The 25,475-nt window shown below is 74.0% G+C and carries 21 protein-coding genes; 4 read left to right on the forward strand and 17 right to left on the reverse strand.

The window, feature by feature from the left end:
- Nucleotides 1–146: 146 nt before the first annotated feature.
- The 6 genes from IE096_RS00195 to IE096_RS00220 all read right to left on the reverse strand — a co-directional run bounded on the left by IE096_RS00195 (nucleotide 147) and on the right by IE096_RS00220 (nucleotide 6,843).
- Nucleotides 147–1,070, reverse strand: a complete 924-nt coding sequence (locus IE096_RS00195) for an NAD-dependent epimerase/dehydratase family protein (protein ID WP_189447160.1) — start codon at nucleotides 1,068–1,070, stop codon at nucleotides 147–149.
- Entirely contained in the window at nucleotides 1,067–2,386 is a 1,320-nt protein-coding gene (locus tag IE096_RS00200) for a cytochrome P450 family protein (RefSeq protein ID WP_189447163.1), read from the reverse strand. The genes IE096_RS00195 and IE096_RS00200 overlap by 4 nt, the downstream gene beginning before the upstream one ends.
- A 213-nt stretch (nucleotides 2,387–2,599) precedes the next feature.
- The gene (locus tag IE096_RS00205) at nucleotides 2,600–4,102 is read right to left on the reverse strand and encodes an AMP-binding protein (protein WP_189447165.1); all 1,503 of its coding nucleotides are present in this window, start codon (nucleotides 4,100–4,102) and stop codon (nucleotides 2,600–2,602) included.
- The gene (locus tag IE096_RS00210; protein WP_229819822.1) at nucleotides 4,102–4,851 is read right to left on the reverse strand and encodes a glycosyltransferase family A protein; all 750 of its coding nucleotides are present in this window, start codon (nucleotides 4,849–4,851) and stop codon (nucleotides 4,102–4,104) included. Before IE096_RS00210 ends, IE096_RS00205 begins: the two co-directional genes overlap by 1 nt.
- Nucleotides 4,848–5,891 (reverse strand): 3-oxoacyl-ACP synthase III family protein, encoded by a 1,044-nt coding sequence (locus tag IE096_RS00215; protein ID WP_189447167.1) that lies wholly within the window; start codon nucleotides 5,889–5,891, stop codon nucleotides 4,848–4,850. Before IE096_RS00215 ends, IE096_RS00210 begins: the two co-directional genes overlap by 4 nt.
- A 130-nt stretch (nucleotides 5,892–6,021) precedes the next feature.
- The gene (locus IE096_RS00220) at nucleotides 6,022–6,843 is read right to left on the reverse strand and encodes a PLL family lectin (RefSeq protein WP_189447169.1); all 822 of its coding nucleotides are present in this window, start codon (nucleotides 6,841–6,843) and stop codon (nucleotides 6,022–6,024) included.
- A 196-nt stretch (nucleotides 6,844–7,039) separates the two neighbouring features.
- Between IE096_RS00220 and IE096_RS00225 the strand changes: the two genes are divergently transcribed.
- Nucleotides 7,040–8,182 (forward strand): ricin-type beta-trefoil lectin domain protein, encoded by a 1,143-nt coding sequence (locus IE096_RS00225; protein ID WP_189447170.1) that lies wholly within the window; start codon nucleotides 7,040–7,042, stop codon nucleotides 8,180–8,182.
- 93 nt (nucleotides 8,183–8,275) lie between these two features.
- Here IE096_RS00225 and IE096_RS00230 read toward each other — a convergent pair whose 3' ends face one another.
- Together IE096_RS00230 and IE096_RS00235 are read right to left on the reverse strand one after the other, a co-directional pair.
- Complete coding sequence (locus tag IE096_RS00230; RefSeq protein ID WP_189447172.1) at nucleotides 8,276–9,232, reverse strand: M48 family metalloprotease; 957 nt, start codon at nucleotides 9,230–9,232, stop codon at nucleotides 8,276–8,278.
- Nucleotides 9,229–9,612: a BlaI/MecI/CopY family transcriptional regulator gene (locus tag IE096_RS00235; RefSeq protein ID WP_229819823.1), complete on the reverse strand. Its 384-nt coding sequence runs from the start codon at nucleotides 9,610–9,612 to the stop codon at nucleotides 9,229–9,231. Before IE096_RS00235 ends, IE096_RS00230 begins: the two co-directional genes overlap by 4 nt.
- A 119-nt stretch (nucleotides 9,613–9,731) precedes the next feature.
- Between IE096_RS00235 and IE096_RS00240 the strand changes: the two genes are divergently transcribed.
- Complete coding sequence (locus tag IE096_RS00240; protein WP_189447175.1) at nucleotides 9,732–10,400, forward strand: phosphatase PAP2 family protein; 669 nt, start codon at nucleotides 9,732–9,734, stop codon at nucleotides 10,398–10,400.
- A 58-nt stretch (nucleotides 10,401–10,458) separates the two neighbouring features.
- Here the strand turns inward: IE096_RS00240 and IE096_RS00245 are convergent, their stop codons facing one another.
- Together IE096_RS00245 and IE096_RS00250 are read right to left on the reverse strand one after the other, a co-directional pair.
- Nucleotides 10,459–11,652, reverse strand: coding sequence for a damage-control phosphatase ARMT1 family protein (locus tag IE096_RS00245; RefSeq protein ID WP_189447177.1), 1,194 nt, complete (start codon nucleotides 11,650–11,652; stop codon nucleotides 10,459–10,461).
- A 67-nt stretch (nucleotides 11,653–11,719) separates the two neighbouring features.
- The gene (locus IE096_RS00250) at nucleotides 11,720–12,895 is read right to left on the reverse strand and encodes a L,D-transpeptidase family protein (RefSeq protein ID WP_229819824.1); all 1,176 of its coding nucleotides are present in this window, start codon (nucleotides 12,893–12,895) and stop codon (nucleotides 11,720–11,722) included.
- 300 nt (nucleotides 12,896–13,195) lie between these two features.
- On the opposite strand from IE096_RS00250, the gene IE096_RS00255 reads away from it, so the two are divergent.
- Nucleotides 13,196–15,016 (forward strand): hydroxysqualene dehydroxylase, encoded by a 1,821-nt coding sequence (locus tag IE096_RS00255; RefSeq protein ID WP_189447179.1) that lies wholly within the window; start codon nucleotides 13,196–13,198, stop codon nucleotides 15,014–15,016.
- A gap of 64 nt (nucleotides 15,017–15,080) precedes the next feature.
- On the opposite strand, the gene IE096_RS00260 is transcribed toward IE096_RS00255, so the two are convergent.
- The 4 genes from IE096_RS00260 to IE096_RS00275 form a co-directional block, all read right to left on the reverse strand.
- Complete coding sequence (locus IE096_RS00260; RefSeq protein WP_189447181.1) at nucleotides 15,081–16,184, reverse strand: aminotransferase-like domain-containing protein; 1,104 nt, start codon at nucleotides 16,182–16,184, stop codon at nucleotides 15,081–15,083.
- 100 nt (nucleotides 16,185–16,284) lie between these two features.
- The gene (locus IE096_RS00265) at nucleotides 16,285–17,370 is read right to left on the reverse strand and encodes an alpha-hydroxy acid oxidase (RefSeq protein ID WP_229819825.1); all 1,086 of its coding nucleotides are present in this window, start codon (nucleotides 17,368–17,370) and stop codon (nucleotides 16,285–16,287) included.
- A gap of 45 nt (nucleotides 17,371–17,415) precedes the next feature.
- Entirely contained in the window at nucleotides 17,416–18,183 is a 768-nt protein-coding gene (locus IE096_RS00270; protein ID WP_189447182.1) for a sulfite exporter TauE/SafE family protein, read from the reverse strand.
- Between the two features lie 66 nt (nucleotides 18,184–18,249).
- Entirely contained in the window at nucleotides 18,250–19,242 is a 993-nt protein-coding gene (locus IE096_RS00275; protein WP_229819826.1) for a TauD/TfdA family dioxygenase, read from the reverse strand.
- A 451-nt stretch (nucleotides 19,243–19,693) separates the two neighbouring features.
- Here IE096_RS00275 and IE096_RS00280 point away from each other — a divergent pair, with 451 nt between their 5' ends.
- On the forward strand, nucleotides 19,694–20,740 hold the full coding sequence (locus IE096_RS00280) for a type III polyketide synthase (RefSeq protein WP_189447185.1): 1,047 nt from the start codon (nucleotides 19,694–19,696) through the stop codon (nucleotides 20,738–20,740).
- A gap of 34 nt (nucleotides 20,741–20,774) precedes the next feature.
- Here IE096_RS00280 and IE096_RS00285 read toward each other — a convergent pair whose 3' ends face one another.
- The 3 genes from IE096_RS00285 to IE096_RS00295 form a co-directional block, all read right to left on the reverse strand.
- Nucleotides 20,775–22,832: a phosphocholine-specific phospholipase C gene (locus IE096_RS00285; protein WP_189447186.1), complete on the reverse strand. Its 2,058-nt coding sequence runs from the start codon at nucleotides 22,830–22,832 to the stop codon at nucleotides 20,775–20,777.
- 211 nt (nucleotides 22,833–23,043) lie between these two features.
- Nucleotides 23,044–24,519 carry an amino acid permease gene (locus tag IE096_RS00290; protein WP_189447188.1) on the reverse strand — a complete coding sequence of 492 codons (1,476 nt, stop codon included), beginning with the start codon at nucleotides 24,517–24,519 and terminating at the stop codon, nucleotides 23,044–23,046.
- 505 nt (nucleotides 24,520–25,024) lie between these two features.
- Nucleotides 25,025–25,429 carry a rodlin gene (locus IE096_RS00295; protein ID WP_189447190.1) on the reverse strand — a complete coding sequence of 135 codons (405 nt, stop codon included), beginning with the start codon at nucleotides 25,427–25,429 and terminating at the stop codon, nucleotides 25,025–25,027.
- Between the last annotated feature and the right edge of the window lie 46 nt (nucleotides 25,430–25,475).

Consider the following 25,475-nt stretch of genomic DNA (forward strand, 5'->3'; position numbering starts at 1 on the left):
CCATCCAAGGGTGGTTGCCCCTGCTGACTACCGCAGAGGCGCGTACGTCGCCAGGGTGACGACCGGCCGGGACGGGCAAACACGCCAGCCGCCCACCAGGGCCCATGCGGCACACCCCGGACGACGGCGGCGGCAAGTCGGCCGGATCACCGACCGGCCGCCTCCGCCAGGTAGTCGTCGAGGCCGCGGCGGGGCCGCCAGCCCTGGGCGCGGGCCTTGCCGGTGTCCAGGACGACCGGGTGGGCGAGCTGGTCCACGGCGTAGCGGGAGAGCGCGGCCTCGGCGCCCGGGCGCAGCCGTGCCGCCGTCTCGGCGGCGCGGGCGGCGGACCGGGCCAGGCCGAGGGGCAGGTGGCGGATCCGGGCGCGGACGCCGTGGGCCCGCAGCACCCGGCGCAGCGCCGCGTCGCGGTGGTGGGCGACGGCGTCGGCGATGTTGTAGGCGCCCGGCGGCCAGCCGTGGGCGGCGAGCGCGGCGTCGGCGAGGTTCTCCACGGCCGTCAGGCTCAGCGGTACGTCCGGGCCGGGCAGCAGGAGCGTGCCGGCGCGGACGCGGGAGCGCAGCCGGGGCAGCAGGTGGGGGTCGCCCGGGCCGTAGACGGCCCGGGGGCGCAGGACGACCGCGCCGGCGGCCAGGGCGAGGCGCTCGCCGGCGGCCTTGGTGCGGCCGTAGGCGTTGAGCTGGCCGGAGACCGGGTGGTCCTCGCGGACCAGGGAGCGGTCGGCGCGGGGGTCGTAGACGCTGGCGCTGCTGATCCAGACGACGGGGCGTCCGGCGGCGGCGTCCATCAGGCGGGCGGTGCCGTCGACGTTGACGGCCCGCATCAGGGCCTCGGCGCGGGAGCCGGGGGCGGGGTCGCCGACGGCGGCCGCGCAGTGGACGACCACGTCGGCGCCCGCGAGGGCGGGCGCCTCGCGCGCGGCGTCCCAGACGACGTGCCGGCCGACGGGGCCGGGTCGGCGTCCCACGCACACCACGTCCGCGAAGCGGGCGGCGGCGAGGGCGATGTGGGAGCCGCAGAAGCCGCTCGCCCCGGTGACGGCGATACGGAGCGACGGGGCCCGGCTCATGCCGGCTCCGGCGCGGTGAGCGCGCCGGGGGCCGTGCCCGCGGCCGACCGGGGGCCGCCTGGCCGGAGGCCCGGCTGGTCGTCCGGTCGGACGCCCGGCCGGACGACCAGCGAGCGCCAGCCGGGCAGCGCGGCCCGCCGGTCGGCGCGGGCGCGGACCACGACTGGGCGGTGGGGGGCGAGGGCGTTCAGGAAGTCCTCCAGCTGGGCGGTGGCGAGCCGGGCCCCGGGGCAGGCGTGCGGTCCGGCGCCGAAGACGAGCCGGGACAGGGCGGGTTCGGCCGGGTGGTGGCAGTCGGGGTCGTCGGTGTGGGCGCGGACGGCGTGCCGGGCGACGAGCAGCAGCCGGTCGCCGGCCCGTACGGGCCGGCCGCCCAGGGTGCCCGGTCCGGCGGCGACGCGGGGCAGCAGCGGGGACGGTGCGGTGACGCGGAGCAGTTCCCGGGCCAGGGCGGGGCGCGTCGTGTCGTCGGCGGCGAGGTGCCACCAGCCGGCGTCCGCGCACCAGGCGGCGGCGCGGGGCAGCGCGGCGACGACGGTGGTGACGGAGGCGACGGCGAGCATCGCCCGCGCGGCGGCGTCGTGGGGGTGGGCACCCCCGTCGAGCAGGTCGCTCAGCCGCCGTGCCGCGTCCGAGGCGCCGGTCCGGGAACGGGCCCGGGGGCGGGGCAGGCCGGGTAGGTGTTCCCGCACGGCCGCCGCGGCGGCGTCGGCGGCCGCCTCGGCGAGCCGCACCGGATCGGCGTCCACGCCCAGCAGGGCGCACGCGGTGACCCCGGCGGCCTCCCGGGCGAGCGCCACGAGGTCGACGGGACGCCCCTCGGCCAGCGGCGCGAGGCCGCGCGTGAGGGTGGCCTGCCACAGCGGGCGGAGGCGGGCGACGCCTGCGGTGGACAGGTCGTCGGCGAGTGCCCGGCGCGCGGCGCGGTGTGCCGCGCCCTGCTGGTCGAACAGCACGCCGCCGGTGGCGGGGGCGTCGCCGGGCGCCATGGCGGACCGGGCGGCCCCGCCGGTCGTCCCCGCGGCCACCCGGTCCAGCGGCAGCCGGGTCAACGCGTGCCGCACGGCGTCGGCGTCGTGGACGAGCACGGTCCGGCCGATGCGGAGGACGGGCTTGCGGCGCGCGGCGGCGAGCAGGGTGAAGAGGACGGGGTGCCCGGCCCGGTAGACCCGCAGATCGCGGCGGCGCGCGGCGGCGGTCCCGGCCGGGCGCGGCGACGCGGCGGGCCGCGCCGGGGCGCCGGTGACGGGGCGGCTTTCCGGCAGCGTCCGCCGTGGCTCGTCGGACGTCCGGGTCGCGGTTTGCGCTGTCGCCATGTCAGGTCTCCCTTCCGGGTGTTGGAGTGCACCACGGTCCGGTGCGTCGTGATCCAGTGACGGTGGGGCCGCACCGGGTGGCCGGGGCAGCGCGGATCCCCGTCCGGCCGCCGGTGGGGCCGGCACGGTCGCCTCGCCCGGCGAGCGTCGCCGCCACGCGCTCCGCGCGGACCACGGCCGCGCGCCTCGCCCCCGCGCGCCGTGGACGGACCGTCACCGCGCCCCGCCCTTCGGGCTCCGGCCCGCCTCGCGCCCCGCGAGGATCTCCGCCGCCTTGCTCGCGGCAGCCGCGCGGTCCGGTTTGCGGGAGCGGCCCGCGAGGGGGACGGTCGTGAGGAGGACGGCGTCGGGGCGGGCCGTGCCCATGCGGGCGAGGGGCGCCGCGAGTGCCTCGCGCAGGGCGCGGGGGTCGGTGCCGGGCGCGGGCTGGACGAGGGCGGCGAGTCGTTCGTCGCCGTCGGGCGCGGGGACGCCGACGAGCAGGGCGAGTTCGACGCCGGGGACGTGCAGGGCCGGTTCGTACAGGCCGGGGTAGATGTTCTCGGCGCCGCGCAGGACCATGTCCTTGCAGCGGCCCTCCAGCACGATCCGGCCCGCGTCGAGGCGCGCCCGGTCGCCGGTGCGGACCCACGGGTCGGGGTCCTCGCCGAGGTAGCGGTGGCGGGCGGCGGCCCCGGTCAGGAGCAGTTCGCCGTCGGTGTCGCGGCGGGCCCCGACGCCCGGCAGCGGGGCGCCCACGATGTCCCCGTCGCCCGTGAACGCGGCCTTCTCGGCCTGTTCCACGGCGGCGGCCGGGAAGAGCTCCGTCAGCGCGTAGACGCCCCACGCCTCGGCCGCCCCGGCGTGCTTGACGCGCGTGAGCAGCTCGGCGCTCGCGGGCGCCGAGCCCGTCCAGACGCCGCCGGTGAAACGGGCTCCGGCGCTGAGCGCCGCGCGCAGTTGAGGTGGTGTCAGGTAGGTGGAGTGGGGGCTGAGCCGGGCGAGTTGGCGGGCGAGGACGCGGGGCCGGCGCGCGGGGAGGGCGACGGGGGCGCCCTGGGCCAGGGACGGTACGAGCACGAAGAAGGTGCCGCCGAGCACGGGCCGGCCTGCGCGGGGCGCGACGAGTTCGGTGACGGCGCTCATGCCCGCCGCGAGGGACGACCGGGTGTGGACGACGGCGCGCGGGCTCGCGGTCGTCCCGGAGGTGAAGACGACGGCGGCGTCGCCGTCGTCGTCCGGCCGCGCGGGCAGGGCGGTGCGCGGGGCCGTGAGGTCCAGGGGCGCGGCACAGCCGGGGAGCCGGGGGCCGAGGGTGGCGACGGGGCCGAGCGCGCCGAGGTCGGGCAGGGCGAGGCGGGCGCGGCGGGCCAGGGGCCTGGCCCAGCCGGCGGCGGCCTGGGCGGTGGCGTCGGCGAGGACGAGGGCGGGCCGGGCCAGGGCGAGGCGGGCGCGCAGCACGTCGGGGCCCGCGCCGGGGTCGAGGACGGCGGCGCGCAGGCCCAGCCGGTCGGCGGCGAGGAGGACGGCGAGGGCGCGGGGGCCGGGGCGTACGGCGACGCCGATGGTGTCGCCGGGGGCGAGGCCCCGGGCGCGCAGGGCGGCGGCGCAGGCGTCGGCGAGCTCGGCGAGTTCGCCCCGGGTGGCGCGGACGCGGACGGCCCCGGTGGGGGTGGTGGTGAGGACGGCGGGGTGGTGGGGGTGGCGGCGCAGGGCGTGGTCGAGGCGGTCGAGCATCAGCGCGGGTCCTCCCCCAGGTGGCCGCAGCCCTTGTCGAGGTACCAGCGGGCGGTGGCGAGGAGGCCGTAGGAGCGCAGGCGCCGGGTGGAGTTCTCCACGACCATGTCCTTGGCGTGGGTGATGGCCGTGGTGTGGCGGCGGACGCGGTTGAGGAAGGCCCGGTCGGTGGGTGAGGGGCGGCGGGGCATGCCGCCGACGGTGAGGTACAGCCCGGCGGTGATGGCCATGTTGTTGCCGGCGTGCATCCGGTAGGGGGCGAGGTAGCCGTGCCGGCGGGCGTGGGCGGGGCGCAGCCGGCCGAAGGCGGCGGCGAGCGCGACGGCGGTCCGGAAGGCGGCGCGGCCGAGCGGCCCGTGCTCGTCGTGGCGGGCGTCGATCCGGCCGCAGACCAGCCGTGGGCCGGGCCGGTGGGTGAGGGCGGCGCGGGCGGCGGCGGTCCAGCCGGGCCGGGGCAGGCAGTCGGCGTCGGTGCGGGCGAGGTAGGCGGCGCCGTGGGCGATGGCGTGGCGGAAGGCGGTGTCGACGGCGCTGCCGACGCCCTTCTCGGGTTCGTCCAGGACGTGGACGGGGAAGGGGGCGCGGGCGGCGAAGTCGCGGGCGATCCGGCCGGTGGCGTCGGTGGAGGCGTTGTCGACGACGACGAGCGTGAAGTCGCGGTCGTGCTGGGCGGCGAGGGCGCGCAGGGTGTCGCCGATGCGGGCCTCTTCCTGGTGGGCGGGGACGACGACCCACAGTTCGGTGGTCACGCGGCCGCCTCCGACTTCTCCCAGACCATGGTCATGACGCTGATGCCGCCGCCGAGGCCGACGAACAGGACGCGGTCGCCGGGGGCCAGCCCGGCGTGGATCCGGTCGAGCTGGACGCCGAGGGTGGCGCTGGCGACGTTGCCGAGTTCGGGCACGGTGAGGACGAGCTTGTCCCGGGGGACGCCGCTGAGTTCGACGAAGCGTTCCAGGTAGGGCAGGGTCACCTGGTGGACGAGGACGTGGCGGTAGTCGTCCCAGCGCAGGCCGGTGCGCCTGTGTACGCGGTCGAGGACGGCGGTGCCGGTCTTCTCGAAGACCTCGCGCAGTTCGCGGCCGTCGCCGTGGAAGTAGGTGTGCTCCTCCGAGCGCGGGTGGCGGGAGCCGCCGCCGAGGATGCCGCCGACGGCCCAGTGCTCGGAGTGGGTCTCGGTGCCGACGTCGAGGATGCCGCCCCGGTCGACCGGCTCGATCACGACGGCGGCGCCGGCGTCCCCGAAGGTGTAGCCGGCGAAGCCGTCGCGGAACTGCCGGGGGCCGGCGGGGGCGCGGCGGATCGCGCGGCTGGGGGTCTCGCCGGTGACCACCAGGGCGCGCCGGGCGCGGCCGGCCAGGATCATCGCGCGGGCCGTGTCGATGCCGTTGAGGAAGCTGTTGCAGGCGTTGCTGACGTCGAGGGCGTGGGCGGTGGAGCCGAGGGCGGCCTGGACGATGTGCGCGGTGGCGGGTTCGGCGACGTCGCGGGTCGCGGAGGCGTAGATCAGCAGGTCGATGTCGAACGGGTGGAGACCGGCGGAGTCCAGGGCGCGGCGGGCGGCGCCGAGGGCGAGCGTCGAGGCGTACTCGCCGTCGGCCGCGACGCGGCGGGTGACGATGCCGGTGGTCCGCCGGAAGAGCCCCCGGGGCAGCGGGAGCCCGGCGGCGCGGGCCACCTCCTCCTGCAACCGCTCGGAGGTCAGGGTCCGTTCGGGCAGGTACGACCCGGTGGCGGTGATGCCGGCCCCGCCCCGGGGCCGGCACACGGTCTTGCTGTTCTCGCACATGCCGTCAAGCTTCCGGCGGCTTCCGGGCGAGGGCGTGAGTACGCGTACTCAAGTGCGGCTGAGGAGTTCAGGCAGAACGGTGAGCTCCGCTCCGAGCCGCGGACACGGGCGGATACAGGGCGTGCGGAGGTCAGTCGCAGCGGGACGTGGCGCACAGCCGCCACTGGGCGGGCCAGTCGGGGGCTCCGCCGCCGGGCGCGTTCTCGGTGATCTGCCAGTAGCGGTCGCGGTTCCACTCGCGGGCGGTCACCTTGAGCCGTTTGTCGGGCAGTTCGGTGACGGTGCTCGGCTGGCTCAGGCCGACGCCGTCCTCGGGCACCGCGCCCATGGGGGCGGGCGGCTGCCAGACGCCGTCGTCGGGTGACTGGGCGCGCGACTCCATGGCGCGGCCCGTCGTGCGGGAGGAGGCCATGGCGACGAGGGTGCCGTCGGAGCGGGTGAAGAGCGAGAGGAAGCCGTGGTACGGGAAGGGGGCCAGGCCGAAGCCCTCGGGGGCGGACCAGGCGCCGCCGTCCGGGCCCTGGACGGAGTGGCAGAAACCGCCGTGGTCGAGCCAGAACAGCTCCAGGCCGCCCGCGGCGTTCTCGGTGGCGGTGACGAAGGACGCCTTGGGGCCGACGGTGCCCGCGCTGACGCGCTCCCAGCTCCCGTACGCGCCGCCGGGCTCCCGCTGCGCGCGGTGCCAGACGAAGGGCAGGCCCTGGGTGGCGGTGGGGTCGTAGAACACCTGGAACTGGTCGACGCGGCCGTCGGACCGGGTCACGGAGACGGCGTCGCCCGCGGCGCCTCCGGTCACGCCGCGCGCTCCGCCGTCCATGGCGCAGCCGCTCGCGGCGGCGGGCGCCGCGCCGGGCGGCGCCGCCGGGGCCGGCGGCGCGACCGCCAGGGCTCCGGCGCAGGCGAGGGCCAGGGCGACGACGGCACGTAAGGAACCCCTCAGTGATCTCCCCATGGCCAACTCCTACCCCACCGGGTCACTCCACACACCGGCCACCCAGCGCCGGTTCGTCCAACGGAATGTCAAATTCCAGCCAGAGACGCTACTTTGAGCCCACATCGGGGTCCGTTTCGGTGTATGCCCGTACATTTTTGACAAGTTTTTAACACCGTTTTTATCCAGCTTTTTCGCGAAGCGTTAAGGAAGACATATGTCTGGCAGAAGTTCACGCTCGGTGTGGTCGGCCGGTCTCGCCACCGCCACGATGGCGGCGGGTCTGTTCGCCGCCGCTCCGGCGGGCGCGGTCACGGGCCCCGAGGCCAAGGACGGCGCCTACGCCTACACCGCCAAGCTCGACATCGGCGAGGGCAAGCGGTCCTGTTCGGCCGCGCTGGTCGACGCGCAGTGGGTCGTCACCGCGGCGAGCTGCTTCACCGACACCGCCCAGCAGGCCACCTCCCTGGCGCACGGCAGGCCGTCCCGCAAGACGACCGCCACCGTCGGCCGCGCCGACCTCGGCACCTCCGCCGGTCTCGTCACCGAGGTCGTGGAGCTGGTGCCCCAGGCCGGCCGTGACCTGGTCCTCGCCCGGCTGGCCCAGCCGGCCGCCGGCGTCTCCCCCGTGGCCCTGGCCGCCACCGCGCCCGCCAAGGGCGAGGTCCTCAAGGCCGTCGGCTACGGCCGGACGAAGACCGAGTGGGTGCCCAACAAGGCGCACACCGCCGCGGCCACCGTGGACGGCCTCGCCGCCACCACCGTGAACATCACCGGCAAGAGCCTCGACGACTCGCTGTGCAAGGGCGACACCGGCGCCCCGCTGCTGCGCGAGAAGGACGGCAAGGCCGAGCTGGTCGGCGTCAACGTCGGCTCCTGGCAGGGCGGTTGCCTGGGCGCCCCCACGGGTGAGACCCGCACGGGCGCGGTCGCCACCCGCACCGACGACCTCGGCGACTGGATCCGCGCCACCGTCAAGAGCAACACCAACGTGGTGGGCGTCGGCTCGGGCCGCTGCCTGGACGTGCCCAACGACAAGGGCACCACCACTCCGATGGTGTGGGACTGCTGGGGCGGCAACAACCAGAAGTGGACCTACACCGCCGACAAGGAGCTGCGCGTCTTCGGCGACATGTGCCTCGACGCGGCCGGCGGCGGCACGGAGGGCGGCACCCCGCTGATCATCTGGTCGTGCAACGGCGGCAGCAACCAGAAGTGGAACCTCAACGACGACGGCAGCATCACCGGCGTCCCGTCCAACCTCTGCGTGGACGTCAGCCACGAGGCGACCGAGAACGGCTCCCCGGTCGGCCTCTGGTACTGCAACGGCGGCAACCACCAGAAGTGGAAGCGCGCCTGACAACGGCCCGCGCCGCGTGAACCCGCGCCCCCTGTCCGTCCGGCGCACTCCGGACGGACAGGGGGCGCGCCCCTTTTCCCGCGCCCTCCCGGGCTACGGCCCGGCGGGCGCCGCGCTCCCGGCCTGGGCCGTCTCGATGTCCTCGTGGAGATCGGTGGTCGCCTCGGCGGCGGCCGCGCCGGAGACCAGCAGGCACGCCAGCAGCACGGCCGACACGCTCCGGGCCCGGGCGAAGGAGCCCCGCGCGAGCGGCGGCGCGACCAGCAGCGCCGCCACCCGGCGGGGCACCGGCCCGGCCGCCGCCGGCAGCGCGCCGGCCGGGCGGAGCCGTCCGGTGGGCGCGGCCGAGGCGGCCAGCGCCGCCCGCGCCACGGCCCGGGCCGCCAGCCTGCGGTCGCCGACCACGGCGGCGGCCGCCTCGTCGGCCCACCGCTCCACCTGGAACGCCAGCGGCTCGCGCAGGCCGCGCAGCGCGGGGTGCGCGCAGGCGGCGAGCCGCGCGAGCAGCAGCAGAAGGTGGTGCCGGCCCGTCAGATGGGCCCGTTCGTGCGCCAGCAGCACCGCGCGCTCGTCCGCGTCGAGACCGCGCAGCATGCCGGCGGTGACCACGACGCCGCCCGGCCGGCCGGGCAGGGCGTAGGCGTCGGCGCCCTCGTCGGGCAGCACGGTGAGGTCGCCCGCGCGGGAGTGCCCGGCGAGCTCCCGGGCGACCCGGACCCGCGCGGCACGGTGGCCGTGCAGCACCCGGGCGACGGCCACGGCCACCGCCCCGGCGGCCACCGCCGCCACGACGCCGACGGGGACGGCCGCGGGCGCGACGCGCTCCAGCAGCGGCACGGACAGGTGGCCGAGCGACGCCACCACGGGCAGCCGCAGCACCGCGGCGCCCGCCAGCAGCGCCAGCGCCGCCCCGGACAGGCAGGCGAGGGCGCCAGCGGCGGCCACGAGGAGCAGCGCGGCCGGGCGCGGCGGCAGGGCGGCGGCCAGCCGGCGGGCGGCCGGCACAGCGAGGAACGGGATGATCAGCGGCGCCCAGACGGCCCAGGTCACGATCGCTCCCCCGGTTCGGCGGCCTGCTCCAGCAGCTCCCTCAGCACGATCTCGTCGGCCGAGCTGAGCCGGGAGACGAAGCGGGCGAGCACGCCCTGCCGGTCGTCGCCCTTGTCCAGCTCGGTGTGCATGCGCTGGGCGGCGAGGGCGGCGCGGTCCTCGACGGCCGGGCTGTAGGCGTAGGCGCGCCCGGCGCGGACCCGGTCGAGGGTGCCCTTGGCGTGGAGCCGGGCCAGGGTGGTGGCGACGGTGGTGCGCGCGAGGGGTTCGGTGAGCGCGGCCTGGACCTCCGGCGGGGTGAGCGGGCGGTCGGCCGCCCAGAGGACGACGAGTACGGCCGCTTCCAGCTCACCGGCCTGTCGGCGTATGTCCTCGGTCACCGGAACCTTCCTCTCCTCGCGATCGTCTACCGTCATGTAGACCGTCTATCGGAATGTAGACGGTGGCGTGCCCCTGGGGCACGTCCGTCCGTCCCCGATTATGGGAGGCCCCGCGCCCCATGCTCGCACCACCCTCCGCCCTTCCGGCCGCCCCCGTCCCGGCCGCGGCCGCGCCGGCGGGCCCCTCGCTCGCCTTCGACGGTTCCACGGTCGACGGCGGCTGGTACACGGACGTCACCCAGCTGGCGCGGCACTCCTCGCCCCTGCTCAACGACGTCATGTCCGCGTGGTCCTCCTACGGCCTCGCCCTGTTCGCGCTGCTGATGCTGGTGGTGTGGTGGCGGGCGCGGCGCGCGGACGCCGCGACGATGGCCCGCGCCCTGGCCGTGCCGCTGGTGGTCGTCCTCGTCTACGGCGTGGACATGGTGCTGAAGTCGGTGGTGCGCGAGGTGCGGCCCTGCCGGTCGATCCCGCACAGCTTCACGCTGGAGTCCTGCCCGGCGCCGTCCGACTGGGCCTTCCCCAGCAACCACACGGTCATCGCCTTCTCCGCCGCCACGGCGCTGTGGCTGCTGGACCGGAGGCTGGGGGCGCTCGCCTTCCTGGCGGCCGTGGCGATGGGCTTCTCCCGGATCTGGGTCGGCGCCCACTATCCGCACGACGTCGCCGCCGGCGCCGTGGTGGGCGTGCTGGTCGCCCTGCCCCTGGCGGCGGCCTCCGGCCGGGCGGCGCCCTGGGTGGAACGCGCCCGGCGCGGCAGGCTCCGCCCGCTGCTGGCCGCCGGCTGAGACGAGCGAAGGGCGCCGCCCCCGGAGGGCGGCGCCCTTTCGCGTGCGGTGGCGCCGGTCAGCCGTCCCGGCGGCGCCGGGCGTCGACCTGGACGAGGGCGTGGGTGCCGCTGGTGCGCCAGGGCAGCCCGCCGCTCTCCAGCGTGGTGACCGTGGCCTCGTCGAGGCCCGTGATCACATCGGACTTCAGGGTGCGCAGGGCGGCGACGGGCCCCGGGAAATGGGCGGTCCGCTCGGTGAAGGGCGTGGTGGCCGGCCAGTGCCGGTCGTCGACGAGCCGACGGTAGTTCAGGTCGCCCTTCATCACGGTCACCGTCGCCGCCGCGAACTCGGCACGCAGTTCGCCGGGCATCTCGGCGTACGGCAGCGGGGCGCAGAAGAACGGGTGGGCGCGGACCTCGAGTTCCCCGCCGGCCATCGCCCGCCACAGCCGGTCGCCCGTCGCCGCGGCGCTCCTGCCCGGTGCCCGGCGGAGCCGGCGCAGGGCGTCGGCGACGTCGGCCATGGTGGCGTCGGAGACGTAGTAGGGGTACGGCTTGACGTGGAGGACGGCGCGGCGGGCCCGGCCGCTCCGCAGGAGGTGGTCGAGGAGGACCAGGTCGGGGATGAGCTCCGGGCCGGCGTTGTCCGCGACGAGGTGGACCTCGGCCGGGCGGCCCTCGGGCAGCAGGGACCACAGCAGGGCGCTGTCGTCCGCGACGAGGGCCGGGTCCGTGCCGTCGGCGCCCACGTCGCCGGCGGTGATGCGGAAGCCCAGGTCGGCCCGGTTGCCCCAGAGCGCGGCCCGCAGCAGGGCCGTGCCCCGCGTGGCGGGGTCCGCCTCCTCCAGCCGGTCCAGGACGGCCAGCGCGTCGTCGACCGCCGGGCCGACGAGTTCGGCGTGCTTGAACGGGGCGAAGGGGTCCACGCCCTGCCAGGGGCCGGGGGCGAAGTAGCCGACGGCGTCGAGGAGCCTGCGGTAGAAGTAGCTCTCGGCCCACAGGAACGGCGCGGCGAACCACGAGGTGCCGAGGTGGCCCCGGTCCCAGGCCCGCCACCGCTCCTGGTCGTGGGCGCCGGCGGGCAGCGGCTCGATCACGCCGTCGGCGAGCTCGGCCAGCAGGGCGTCGAGGGCCCGGTGCCCGTCCGGGCCGTAGGGGGAGGCGTCGCGCAGCCTCTGGACCAGCGCGGGGTGGCGCTTGGCCCACACCTCCCACGCGAACGAGCCGGGCTCGTCGCTCCGGATCACGGGGGCGGCGTCAGGTGCGGGCATGGCGTTCACTTCTCCTCCCACTTCTCCTCCACTGTGCGGCTGCTCCGCACCGTACCCGGCGGTCGCGTCACGTGAGGGCGCTGCGCTTCTTCCACTGGTCCCAGGTCTCCTGCCAGACCTCCAGGCCGTTGCCGACGTCCGTGACCTTGGTGCTGGTGGTGTTCTTGACCTCGACCGTGGAGCCGATCAGCAGGAAGTCGTAGATCTTCTTGGCGTCGCTCGTGGTCATGCCGAAGCAGCCGTGGCTGTTGTTCTCCACGCCGATGGAGTTGTTCCAGGGCGCGGAGTGGAGGAAGGTGCCGGAGGCGGTCAGGTGGGTGACCCACTTGGAGTCCAGCATCCACTCGTTGCCGTGGCCGATGGTGGCGGAGTCCATGGTCTCCGCGGCGTTCTTGCTGCGCACGGTGTGGATGCCGCCGCGGGTGGGATCCGTCGGGGAACCGGCGGAGCCCATGATGTGGCCGACCTCCTTGCCGTCCTCGATCATCGTCAGCTTGTGGGCGGGGACGTCGATGACGGCCTTGCGGTCGGCGCCTATGGAGAAGCCGAAGTCGTAGTTCCGCGCGAACCAGCCGCCTTCGCCGGAGTCGACGCCGGACAGGTTGCCCTTCACGGAGACCTTGGTGCCGGTGGGCCAGTAGTCCTTGGGCCGCCAGTCGATCCGGTCCTGGCCGGACCAGTCCTTGACCCAGCCCCAGGAGCCCTCCACCTTCGGCTGGGTGGTGACGGTCAGGGACTTCTCTATCCCGGCGCGCTTGTCCTTGTCGACGGGGTGGTCGAAGAGGATGGAGACCGGCATGCCCGTGCCGACGGTCGAGCCGTTGCCGGGGGTGTTGGTGAGCTTGTTGACCTTCTCGGCCTGCTCGGTGGTGAAGGTCGCGGAGGCGGTGGACTCCTTGCCCTTGCCGTTCTTCCCGCCCTTGGCCTTGGTGTGGACGGTGTAGGTGGCACCGGGGCCGGCATTGCCGTCCGAGGTCCAGGAGGCGCCGTCGCCGGACATCCTGCCCTCGACCTTGTTGCCCTTGGCGTCCTTCACCTCCACCTCGGTGAGCCGCCCGCCGTCGGCCTTCACCGAGATCGGCGAGCCGAGCTTGACGGCCGTCCCGCTCCCGGGCGTGATGGTCACCTTGGCCTCCGCACCGGCGTCGGCCCCGGAACCGGAGCCCGAGCAGGCGGTGAGGACGAGGGAGCCCATGAGGGCGGAGGCCCACAGGACGGAGCGACGGCCCGTTCCGACGTGCACGTGAATGACCCTTTCTCGCACTTTCTCGCAGTGACAGACACCTCTACAGATGATCTGCACGCTTGTACGGTTGCACGGAGAAACGAAACATTTGCGCGATACAGCCAGTAGGCGGCCGGACGCCCTGTTCGCGCGTCACCTCACGGGACGTCACGGCCCGAAACCTCCGGCCCGCGCCGACTACCCGATCGACGGATCCGACGCCGATTCACTCCCCCGTCCCCGTACCGGGCCCGTAGCGTCCGGTTGTGAGCGATGTGTGCGGAGGACGTGCGTGGATCGTCGAGGGGGGACGGGGACATGACGACAGCGGACGGGGTCACCACCGGCGCCGGGCAGCCGCCCCGCCGTGCCGTCCTGCGGTACGGGGCGGCGGGCGCGGCCGGGGCCGGCGCCGCCGGCCTCACCGGGCCCGCCACCGCGTTCGCCGCACCGCGCGGCGGCGGGAGCGCGCGCCGCGGCGGCCGCCGGGTGGCCGTGCTGGGCGCGGGGGTCGGCGGGCTGACGGTCGCCCACGAGCTGGCCGAGCGGGGCTTCGAGGTGACCGTGGTCGAGCGCCGCGCCGTCGCCGGCGGCAAGGCCCGGTCCCTGTACGTCCCGCACAGCGGCACCGGAGGCCGCCGCGACCTGCCCGGCGAGCACGGCCACCGAGGGGTCTTCGGCTTCTACCACAACCTCCCGGACACCCTCCGGCGGATCCCGCTGCCCGGCGGCGGCAGCGTCTTCGGCCGGCTCACGCCGGTGACCTGGATCGAGTTCGCCCGCGCCGGGGACCGCCCGGACATCCCCCTCCCCGTCAGACCCGGCTCGCTCTCCCTGTCCGGCGCGCCGCTGCTCGTCGCCACGCTCGGCGGGCTGCTCGCGGAGGGGCTGCGGCTGCCGCCGTGGGAGGCGGCCCACTTCGCCCGGCTGGCCGTGACCCTCTTCACCAGCTGCGACGAGCGCCGGTTCGGCCAGTGGGAACACCTCGCCTGGTGGGACTACATCCAGGCGGACCGCATGTCCGAGGACTACCGAAAGCTGCTCGGCGGCGGGGCGCAGCTGCTCCAGGCCCTGCGGCCCCCGACCGCCAGCACCCGCACCTGCGGCCAGGGCCTGGAGGCCATCTTCTACGACCTGCTCGGGCGCGGCAGCGACGGGCCCGCCGACCGGATCTTCGCCGGTCCCACGAGCGAGGAGTGGATCGACCCGTGGGTGGCCCATCTGCGCGCCCTCGGCGTCCGGTTCGCCTTCGGCCGGACGGTCGCGCGGCTGGAGTGCCGCGCCGGGCGCGTCGTCTCCGCGACCGCCCGCGACCACCGGGGCGCGACGGAACGCATCGACGCCGACTGGTTCGTCGCGGCGGTCCCCGCCGACCGGGCGGTACGGCTGTGGGACGCCGCCCTGCGCGCCGCCGACCCCCGGCTCGCGGCCATGGACGGGCTGCGGCACACCTGGTGCAACGGCGTCCAGTACTTCCTGCGCCGCCCCGCGCCGGTCATCGCCGGGCACGTCGTGCACGTCGACTCGCCGTGGAAACTGGTGTCGATCAGCCAGTCGAAGCTCTGGCGCGCGCCGTACGAGCGGACGTGGGGCGACGGCGAGGTACGGGAGTCGCTGTCCGTGGACATCTCCGACTGGGAGACGCCGGGCATCCTCTACGGCAGGCCCGCCCGGCACTGCACCCGGGAGGAGGTCGCCCGGGAGGTGTGGGCGCAGATGCGCGCCCACCTCGGCCGGGCCGGCCGGTCCGTCCTGGACGACTCCCTGCTGCACTCCTGGTACCTGGACGAGGCGATCACCGAGGGCCCGGACGGGCTCCGCGAGGACGACCCGTACCTCCTCAACAGCACGGGTTCCTGGGAGCTGCGTCCGGACGCCGTGACCGCCGTCGGGAATCTGTTCCTCGCCGCGGACTACGTCCGGACGTACGCCAATGTGGACTTCACCTCGATGGAGACGGCCAACGAGGCGGGCCGGCGGGCGGCCGCCGGAGTGCTGACCGCCGCCGGGGCCTCGGAGGCGCCCGAGGTGCGGACGTTCCGGGGGTACGAGGCGCCGGAGTTCGCCGTGCTCAAGCGCGAGGACCGGGAGCGCTGGCGGCGGGGGCTGCCGCACGTCCTGGACACCGGGCGCCGGTGACGGCCGGGCCGCGCGAGGGGCGTGCCGTGCTCCCCGCCGGCCGGGGCGGGGAGCACGGGCGGGGTCAGGCCAGGCGCGCGGTGACGGCGGCCAGTCTCTCGACGCCGGCGGCGAACTCCTCGGGCGTCAGCGCCTGGAAGGGGAGGCGGAGGAAGACCGTGCCGACGGGCGGGGCGGCGGACCCCGGGTAGAAGGCCGAGCCCCGGGTCAGGAGCACGCCGTCCTCCTTCGCCACCGTCAGGAACGTCTTCTCGTCCGTGGGGACGGGCAGGTGGACGCTGACGTAGTAGCCGCCCTCGGGGACGGCGATCAGCGCGTCCTGGCCGAGGTGCCGGCGGACGGCGGCCACGGCCGCGTCGTGACGGGGCTTCAGGAACCGGCGGGCCCGCTCGATGTTGCTCGCGGCCAGCCCGGCGGCCAGGCTCCGGGCGGCGACGGCCTGGAGCAGGGGCGCGGGCGAGAGGTAGGTGCCCTCGGCGAGGGCGGCGAGGGCGGTCACCGTGTGGGGCTCGGCGATGACGTAGCCGACGCGCAGCCCGGGGCTGAGGATCTTGCTGAGGGAGCCCACGGTCAGGACGCGCCCGCCGGGCGAGAGCTCGGCGAGCGGGGCGGGGGCGGTCCCCTCGAAGCGCAGTTCGCGGTAGGGGATGTCCTCGACGATGACGAAGCCGTGCTCCTCGGCGAGGCCCACCAGTTCGCGGCGCTTGTCCTCGCTGGTGGTGACGCCGCTGGGGTTCTGGAAGTCGGGGATGACATAGAGGAAGGCGGGCGTCCGCTCGGCGAGCCGCTCGCGCAGGACGTCGAGGTCGAGGCCGTCGTGGCGCAGCGGGATGCCGGTCACCCGGGCGCCGTGGCGCTCGAATATCTCCACGGCGCGGTCGTAGGTGGGGGCCTCGACGTAGACGTCCGGCCCGGCGTCGCGCAGGAGGTGGGCGGCGAGCAGGTCGAGGGCCTGGAGGGAGCCGTTGGTGACGAAGATCCGCTCGGGGTCGGCGGTGTGGAGCTTGGCGAGTTCCTCGCGCAGGGCGAGGTCGCCGGTGTGGTTGCCGATGGGCGCGTACTGGAACACGTCGTCCGGCCGGTCGGCGAGAACGGCCGCGGCCTGAGCGGCGAGTTCCTGAGCGGGAATGGCCTCGCGCGGGGGGATGCCGCGGGAGAAGGGGAACATGGGTGCCTCCGTAGTCTGTGGCCCCGTAAGGGGCGCGGGGAACTGCGCGATCAGCCACGGACAGCCCGCAGCCGACTGACCGCGCACGGCCGGTGGAGTGCTAGCTGCGGCCGGCGCGTACGACAAGATCGCGCCCGATGTCGGCGACGCTCTCGACGCCGAGCTGGAGCAGCACATCCTCGATCTCGCGGCGCAACAGTTCCAGCACCGCGCGGACGCCGGCGCGCCCGGCGAGGGCGAGCCCCCAGAGGTAGGGGCGGCCCAGGCACACGGCGTCCGCGCCCAGGGCGAGGGCCTTGACGACGTGGACGCCGGAGCGGATGCCGCCGTCGACGAGGATCACGCCCCGGTCGCCCACGGCGGAGGCGACCTGGTCCAGGGCGACGAGGCTGGGGATCTCGCCGTCGAGCTGGCGGCCGCCGTGGTTGGAGACGATGACGCCCTGGGCGCCGAGGTCGAAGCAGCGGCGGGCGTCCTCGGGGCCGAGGACGCCCTTCACCAGCAGCGGCAGGGTGGTGCGCTCGCGGATGCGGCGCAGGTCGTCCCAGGTGAGGGCGAGCCGGTCGAGGCGGGCGTTGGCGGGGATGTCGCCTTCGAGGATGCCCAGGGCCCGCAGGGTGCCGAAGTCGACGAAGGGCGGGGTGCGGAACCCGGACCGCAGGGTGGAGACGCGGCGGGCCGCGTGGCTGGCGTCCACGGTGACGACGAGGGCCGAGGCCCCGGCCTTCTCGGCCAGGGCGACGGTGGCGTCGACGTCGTCGAGGGAGCGGTAGGCGTAGAGCTGGAACCAGCTTCCGCCGGGCGCGGATTCGGCGATCTCGGGGTAGGGGTAGTGGCTGTCGGTGCTGACGACGGAGATCGTGCCGGCGTCCTCGGCGGCCAGCGCCGTGGCGATCTCGGCGTGTTCGTGGAGCAGCCGCTGGGGGCTGGTGGGGGCGAGCAGCACGGGCAGGGAGAGCTGTTGGCCGAGGACGCCGGTGCGGGTGTCGGGAGTGGTGCCGGCCGTCGTGAGGACGCGGGGGCGCAGCCACACCTCGTCGAAGGCGGCGGTGTTGGCGCGCACGGTCTCCTGGGTGCCGGCTCCGCCGGCCACATAGGCGCGGATGTCGGCGGACAGGACGGTTTCCGCGGCGCGTTCGAAGTCGGGCAGGGTCAGTAATCCGGCGAGTTCCGTGTGTGCTGGCACTTGAATGTCCTCCGGGGAAAGGGGTTTTCACTTGCCGGCCGAATGTCAGGCGAATTGGTCGAAGGCCATCTTCACCACCATGCCCGTCACCACGAGGACGAGGACGGTGCGGACGAATCCCGAGCCCTTCTTGAGCGCCATGCGGGAGCCCAGGAGCGCGCCGGTTATGTTGCCGACCGCCATGCCGAGGCCCAGGGCCCACAGGACGTTTCCCTGGAGCGCGAAGACGGCCAGGGCGCCGAGGTTGGAACCGGCGTTGACGACTTTGGCCATGGCCGCGCTCTCGAGGAACTGCTTGGCCAGCAGGGAGGTGAAGAGGATGATGAGGAAGGTGCCGACGCCGGGCCCGAAGAGGCCGTCGTAGAAGCCGATGCCACAGCCCGCGACGGCGATGACGCCCATGCGGCGGCGGGTGCTCGTGGCCGACTGCAGGCTCTGGACGCCGAAGTTGGGCCGGAAGGCGACGAAGAGGGCCACGGACACCAGCAGCACCATGATGACGGGGCGGAACCAGTGGGTGGGGACGCTGGCGGCGGACAGCGCGCCGAGTGCCGCCGACGGGACGGCCAGTCCCGCGGCCGGCAGGACGACGGACCGGTCCAGTTCGGTGCGGCGGGCGTACATGACGGCCGCGGTGGTCGTGCCCATGATCGCGGCTATCTTGTTGGTGCCCAGCGCGGTCGCGGGCGGGAACTGCGGAAACGTCAGCAGCAGTACGGGGATGAGCAGCACTCCCCCGCCGCCCACGACGGCGTCCACCCAGCCCGCGGCGCCCGCGGCCAGGAGCAGCCCGGCCACGTCGTACCAGTCCATGTCGTCCTCGATTTCACGTGCCGGAACGATGCCTGGTGCCCGCCGCCGGCCCGGCGGGCACCTTGATCACACCACGCCCCGGATGTCGGCCATCCGCGGGATCACGCGTGGGCGCCGCATCATCCGCCGGGCCCACAACGGGGTGGAGCGCAGCGAGTAGAAGCGGCGCAGCCAGCGGTCCGCGCCGTCGTAGCGGGGCGCGAACGCGGAACGGCCGTGCGCGGCGACGTGGTTGTCGACGATGACGAGGTCACCGGGTTCGAGGACGATGTCCTGGCACACGGTCTCCAGCGCCCGCGCGAGGGCGTCCAGGGCGCGGGTGCCCCGGGTGTCGGCGGCGCGGGTGTGGTGGGAGTTGAAGCGCAGGAAGGCCCGGTCGGGGTCGCCGAAGATGACGGGGTGGGGGCCCGAGAGGGGTGGTGGCCCGGCGGCGGTGTCGCGGGTGAAGGAGGAGGGGTAGGCGCTGTGGTAGACGGGCCGCCGCAGGGCGGCGACGTCCTCGGGCGTCAGGTGGGCGATGGCCTCGCGGACCGAGGCGACGCGGGTGGCGGCGACGCCGTCGTGATCGCGGCGCAGGCAGAGCAGGCCGAGGAAGTCGGGGCGCAGCGGGTGGTGGACGTTCTCGGTGTGGAAGTCGAAGGCCACGGAGCCGCTGTTCTCGATGCGGGTCTCCTCGCCGGGCACGGGGTGGACGTCGTGGATGAGGGCGCCGGACTTCTCGTCCTGGTATCCGACGAGGGAGCCGAGGAGGTCGGCGACGAGGGTGAGCGTCCCGTCGGTCGGGTGGCCGTCGAGGGCGGCGGTGTCCCCGCCGGCGGGGGTGGGTGGGACGTCGCCGACGTCGAGGCCGCGCAGCAGCACGTGGCCGTGGGGGGAGGTGCCCTCGGCGAAGTCGAGGAGGGTCTCGCGCAGGGCCGGCGGCAGGTCCTGCCGGAGGAAGGACATGGCGCCCGCCCCGGCTTCGGGGAAGCGGGCGGCCATTTCGGAGAGCTTCCATAATTTCTCGCGGTCCGGCCCGTTCAGCCGGTGGGTCCGTCTTATTTCCGCTACGAGGGCCACGGTGTTTCCTCCAGGCAGGTGCGAACACGAGCGCGGGCGCTTTTCAGAACGGCGTGAGCCGGGCGCGAAGAAGTGGAGGGGGAATTCGCTGGCGGTAAAGGCGTGATCACGCTATCCGGGCAGGTCAAATCATGTCAACGAGTGATTTCGGACAGCGGACGAGGGCACTCCCCGACGGCGCACGCCCTCCTGGATCACGCTCCTGAGCTGCGGTGATGATGGCGATCGACGTGACGCGGGACCGGGAGCCGAGCGGTGACGGGCGAAGAGTTTCAGCCAGCAACATTTATGGAGCGCAAAGTTCCGGCAATGCGTTGGTGTTATCGCACGAGGCGCGGGGGCTTGACGTAAGGAACTTGTAACACGGCGTGGCCTGACGTTCCGTCGCCCCCGTGGTTGGCTTTCCGGGGTCATCCGCGTTTCCCCTTCCGGCCTTTTTCCAGGGAGTTCCGTGTCCACCGTCTGCCGACCCGTGCTCTGTCTTCCCGAACACACCGTCACCCTCGACGAGGCCGTCTCCCACATGGGCGCGCTGCACTCCGCTCATCCGAGGATCGGCACGGCCCAGCGGCTGATGCGCAACACCTCGGTGCGCACCCGGCACCTCGTCGACCCCTTCGCGGACGTCGTACGCCCCCGGACGTTCGGCGAGCGCACGCGCCGCTACGCGGAGGCCGGTACGGAGTTGGGCGTACGGGCCGCCCGGGGCGCGCTCGCCGAGGCGGGCACGGCGCCGGACGAGGTGGACCACCTCGTGCTCGTCTCGTGCACCGGGTATCTCCTGCCGGGGCTCGACGCGCGTGTGGCGGGCCGGCTGGGGCTGCGCCGGGACGTCCGCCGGCTGGCCTTCACCCAGGTCGGCTGCGCGGGCGGCGCGTACGCGCTGGCGCGCGCCCGGGAGTTGGCCGCCGTCCGCCCGGGGTCCGTCACCCTGATCGTCGCGGTCGAGCTGTGCTCGCTGTCGTACCAGCCGGGGGACGACAGGATCGCCTCCTTCGTCTCGACCGCGCTCTTCGGCGACGCGGCGGCCGCCTGTGTCGTCCGGGAGGACCGGCCCGGGCTGCGGCTCGACGCCTCCTACGAGGACCTGGCGCCGGACACCCTGGGCCACATCTCCTACGAGGTCGACGAGCTCGGCTTCCACTTCGACACCAACCCGCGGATATCGCGCGTGGTCGCGGAGGCGATGCCCGGCCTGCGGCGCTGGCTGGAGGACGAGACGCCCGTGCTCGCGCCGCAGCCCGACTTCCTGGTCGGCCACACCGGCGGGCCGCGCATCATGTACGAGGTCAGCAAGGGGCTGGGCATCCCGCCGGCCATGTTCGAGCTCAGCGAGAACTCCCTGACCCGGCGGGGCAACACCGCGAGCGTCGTCGTCCTCGACGTGCTGGAGCAGACCTTCGACGACCCGCCGCGCGCCGGCGCCCAGGGGCTGGTCGTGGCGTTCGGCCCCGGGGTCACCACGGTGGCGGTGACCGGCACCTGGGCGGCGGCGTAGCCGGGAGCGCGGGACCGCGCTCCCGGCGGAGCGCTCAGTCCGTGGCGATCGCCGGGTCGCTGACGCCGGGTTCGCCGGTCTCGACGTGCCCGGCGAACCGGCGCAGGAAGCCGGGGTCCGTCTCGGAGACCACGGTGATGTCGTACCAGCGCCTGCCGTGGCGCGGGTCCACGGTGTGGGTCACGGTACGGCCCGCCCGCACGGTGATCGTCCGGCGCTCGCCGCCGTAGGCGTCGGTCACGGTCAGCCGGCGGTCGGCGCCGCCCGGGTTGGTCAGGGTCAGCTCCAGGCGGCCGCGGCGGCCGTCGTGGCGGGCGGTGACCTCGGGGGCGGCGGTGGTGCCGGGGCCCTTGAAGACGCGCAGGAAGCCGTTGGGGCCGTGCACCGACAGGTCGTAGGCGCCCTTGGAGTAGGCCGTGTTCCAGGTGTCGGAGATCTTCTTGCCGGCCTCGGTGGTGTACGTCCAGGGCCCGTCGGCGCGGTTCGCGGAGGTGACCGTGAAGGCGGCCCCGGCGTGCTCGCCCCCGCTGAAGGTGAGGGTGAAGCGCCCGGTGGCGGGGGTCGCGGCGCCGTCCACGAGGGGTGCGTAGGGCAGCGGCCGGGTGCGCTTGGCGCCCCGTTCCTGCCGGGGCATGGCGGGGTCGGCGGGCGGCTTCGGCACGTAGTCGGGGTGGCGCTCGCGGTCCTTGGGGGCGTAGCCGTCGGTGTCCGGCAGCTCGGGGTACTCGGTGCGCTTGAGGCCGAAGTCGAACGCCGAGGTGAGGTCGCCGCAGATGGCGCGGCGCCACGGCGAGATGTTGGGCTCGGCGACCCCGAAGCGGCGCTCCATGAACCGGAGGATCGAGGTGTGGTCGAAGGTCTCGGAGCAGACGAACCCGCCGGTGCTCCACGGGGAGACGACGATCATCGGGACGCGCTGGCCGAGGCCGTAGGGGCCGGCCGCGTAGTGGCCGTTGCCCTTGAAGACGTCGAGGGCGGTGTCGACGGTGGAGAGGCCCTGCGCGGCGGAGGCGGGCGGGAAGGGCGGGGCTACGTGGTCGAAGTAGCCGTCGTTCTCGTCGTAGGTGATGAACAGGGCCGTTCTGCTCCACACCTCGGGGTCGGAGGTGAGGGCGTCGAGGACCTGGGAGATGTACCAGGCGCCGTAGTTGACGGGCCAGTTGGGGTGCTCGGAGAAGGCCTCGGGGGCGGCGATCCAGGAGATCTTCGGGAGCCGGCCGGCCTGGACGTCGGCCCGCAGGACGTCGAAGTAGCCGTCGCCGTTCTTGACGTCCGTGCCGGTGCGCGCCTTGTCGTGGAGCGGGTCGCCGGGCTGGGCGTTGCGGTAGGCGTCGAAGTACAGGAGGGAGTTGTCGCCGTAGTTGCCGCGGTAGGCGTCCTGGATCCAGCCCCAGGAGCCGGCCTTGTCCAGGCCGTCGCCCCGGTCCTGGTAGATCTTCCAGGAGATGCCGGCCTTCTCCAGCCGCTCGGGGTAGGTCGTCCAGCCGTAGCCGGCCTCCTCGTTGCCGAGGACCGGGCCGGCGCCCTTGCCGTCGTTGCCGGTGTGGCCCGTCCACATGTAGTAGCGATTGGGGTCGGTGGCGCCGATGAAGGAGCAGTGGTAGGCGTCGCAGACGGTGAAGGCGTCGGCGAGGGCGTAGTGGAAGGGGATGTCCTCGCGGGTCAGGTACGCCATCGTGCCCGCGGACTTCGCGGGGATCCACCGGTCGTACTTGCCGTTGTTCCATGCCTTGTGGCCGCCGGCCCAGTCGTGGTTGAGGCCCGCGATGAACTGCATGCCCAGGTCCTGGGCGTCCGGGTGGTACGGCAGGACGTCCTTGGCGCCGTCGGACTGGTGGAAGACCGTCTTCCTGTTCTCCAGGAGCATCGGGCGGGGGTCGCCGAAGCCGCGGACGCCCTTGAGGGAGCCGAAGTAGTGGTCGAAGGACCGGTTCTCCTGCATCAGGACGACGATGTGCTCGATGTCCTCGATGGTGCCGGAGCGGCGGCGGGCGGGGATGGCGGCGGCACGGCCGATGCTGTCCGAGAGGGCCGCGAAGCCCGCGGTCGCGCCGGCGATCTGGAGGAAGCGCCGTCGATTGAGTTCAGCCATGGGTGAGGGACCTCTTGGGTGTGAGGGCTGGCAGCAGCAGAGTGGTCCAAGAGCATCCAGCGCCGGGGAAGCGGTGGTGTCGTCAGTGTGACGGCGGGTGGTACACGGAGGGAACAGGCGTGCCGGGGTGGAAACGGTGAGGGGCCGGACACCTTCACGGGTGTCCGGCCCCTCGGCCGTCAGGTGCCGCGCCGGGCGCGGCGGTGGTGGATCAGGCGTCGGTGGCGACGGCCTTCTCGGCCGCGGCCTCCTGCTGGGCGCGGGCGACCTTGCCCCGCACCAGGTACCAGCCGCCGACCAGGGCGGCCACGATGACCGGCAGGCAGAACACCGTGTCGCGACCGGCGCCCGGCTCGGCCGCCATCAGACCGAGCACACCGGCCAGGAAGACCAGGGTGATGATCTGGGTGTAGGGGGCCCAGGGGAGCTTGTAGCCGGGGCGGGTGACCCGGCCGTCCTTGGAGCGGCGCCAGAAGAGCAGGGAGCAGACCATGATCATGCCCCAGGTGCCGATGATGCCGATGGCGGCGAAGTTCAGCACGATCTCGAAGGCGTCCGCCGGGACGACGAAGTTCAGGCCGACACCCAGGACACAGAAGAACGCGGTGAGCAGGATGCCGCCGTAGGGCACCTGGCCCTTGTTCATCAGGCCCGTGAACTTCGGCGCGGAGCCGGACATCGCCATCGAGCGGAGGATGCGGCCGGTGGAGTACAGGCCGGAGTTCAGGCTGGACAGCGCCGCGGTGAGGACCACGAGGTTCATCACACCGGCCGCGCCGGGGATGCCGACCTTCGACAGGACGGTGACGAACGGGCTCTCACCGGCGTGGTAGGCGGTGTAGGGCAGCAGGAACGCGAGCAGGATGACCGAGCCGACGTAGAAGAGGCCGACGCGCCACATGATCGAGTTGATCGCCTTCGGCATGATCTTCTCGGGGTTCTTGGTCTCGCCCGCCGCGACACCGCACAGCTCGACGGAGGCGTAGGCGAAGACGACGCCCTGGATGACGAGCAGCATCGGCATCACACCGGTCGGGAAGATCCCGCCGTGGTCGACGATGTTGGAGATGCCCGGGGTGCTGTCGCCGACCTTGTGGCTGCTGGCCAGCAGGAAGATACCGACGACCATGAAGATCGTGATCGCGGCGACCTTGATGATCGCGAACCAGAACTCCATCTCACCGAAGTACTTCACGGAGATCAGGTTCACCGTGAGGACGACCGCGAGGGCGATCAGCGCGAGCACCCACTGCGGGATGTCGCTGAACATTTTCCAGTAATGGGTGTAGGTCGCGACGGCGGTGATATCCGCGATACCGGTCGTGGCCCAGTTCAGGAAGTAGAGCCAGCCCGCCGTGAAGGCGCCCTTCTCCCCCATGAACTCACGGGCGTAGCTGACGAACGCGCCGGAGGACGGACGGTAGAGGACGAGCTCGCCCAGCGCCCGGACGACGAAGAAGGCGAAGAGGCCGCACACCGCGTAGGCGATGAAAAGGGACGGGCCCGCGTTGTGGAGACGGCCACCGGCGCCGAGGAAGAGGCCGGTACCGATCGCTCCACCGATCGCGATCATGTTGACGTGGCGGGACTTGAGGTCCTTGCTGTACCCCGCGTCACCTGCGTCGACGTGCGAGGACGTCGCCGCGGGCGCCGGGGTGTCGGCCGCAGTGAGGGTGCGGTCACTCATGTATTTCTTCGCCTTCGTTCCGTGGGGGAGGCAGGACCGGGCCGCACGCTGATGTGGGGGTGACCTCCATGCCCGGGAAACGGCCGCGCACGGCCCGTTCCCCTGCATCGCCGGGGCTTCCCGGCGATGGCCCGGTGTGTTCCGGGAACCGGCTGGCGACGCCGGTCCTCGGTGGTGTTTCACGAGGTCATGCCGTGAATGGTGAGAGGCGCGCAAGGATTCCGTCAAGGGTTAACGGAAAGTTGACATTTTCGAAAGCCCCGACTAGGCGGGGCCCAGCGCGAGCGTCTTTTGACTTTCCGCTACGAGCCATGGACACGGGGTGGATATCGCTGCCTATTCCACCTATCCCCCGCGCCTCCCGGCCGGGGGCCGATTTGCGCCTGCATACGGCGTGTTTCCGGCCCCGAGGCGCTCCCGGAGCCCGCTCCGGGGCATCGGAAAGGGGCCCCGGCGCTGCCGGGGCCCCTGTGTCCTTCCGCACCCTGGTGATCAGGGTCACATGTCAGGGCTCCTCGTCGTTCCCGGAACCGTTGCCACTGACCACCGGGATGTCGTTCAGCACGTGCGAGAGCGGGTCGTCGCCGTCCTGAAGGGTGGAGTTGTCCGTGCACTGCTGCTGTTGCTGCGAGGTGAGGACCGGGACGTCCTCGATGCCCACGTTGATCAGCAGCAGGATCGACTGGAGGCCGAGCTTCCCGATACCGACGCACACCTTGTCGAGGCTGCCCTGGACGGCGGTCATCTGCGGGCTCTGCCGGCCGCCGGTCGCCGTGGCCCCGTGCTCGGTCTCCGCGCCGTTGGCGTTCAGGGTGGTCCTGCCGTCGTGATCGAACGCCATGGCCGGGGCGGCCGAGACCCCGACCGCCGTGGCGGTGAGGGCGACCGTCGCGAATACCTTGTGGAGCACGTCCCTGCCTCTCGGTCGAGTGTTCCTCCCGTGCGGGAGGCGACCT

It is taken from the genome of Streptomyces abikoensis, from assembly GCF_014648775.1.
GTDB classification, from domain to species: domain Bacteria; phylum Actinomycetota; class Actinomycetes; order Streptomycetales; family Streptomycetaceae; genus Streptomyces; species Streptomyces abikoensis.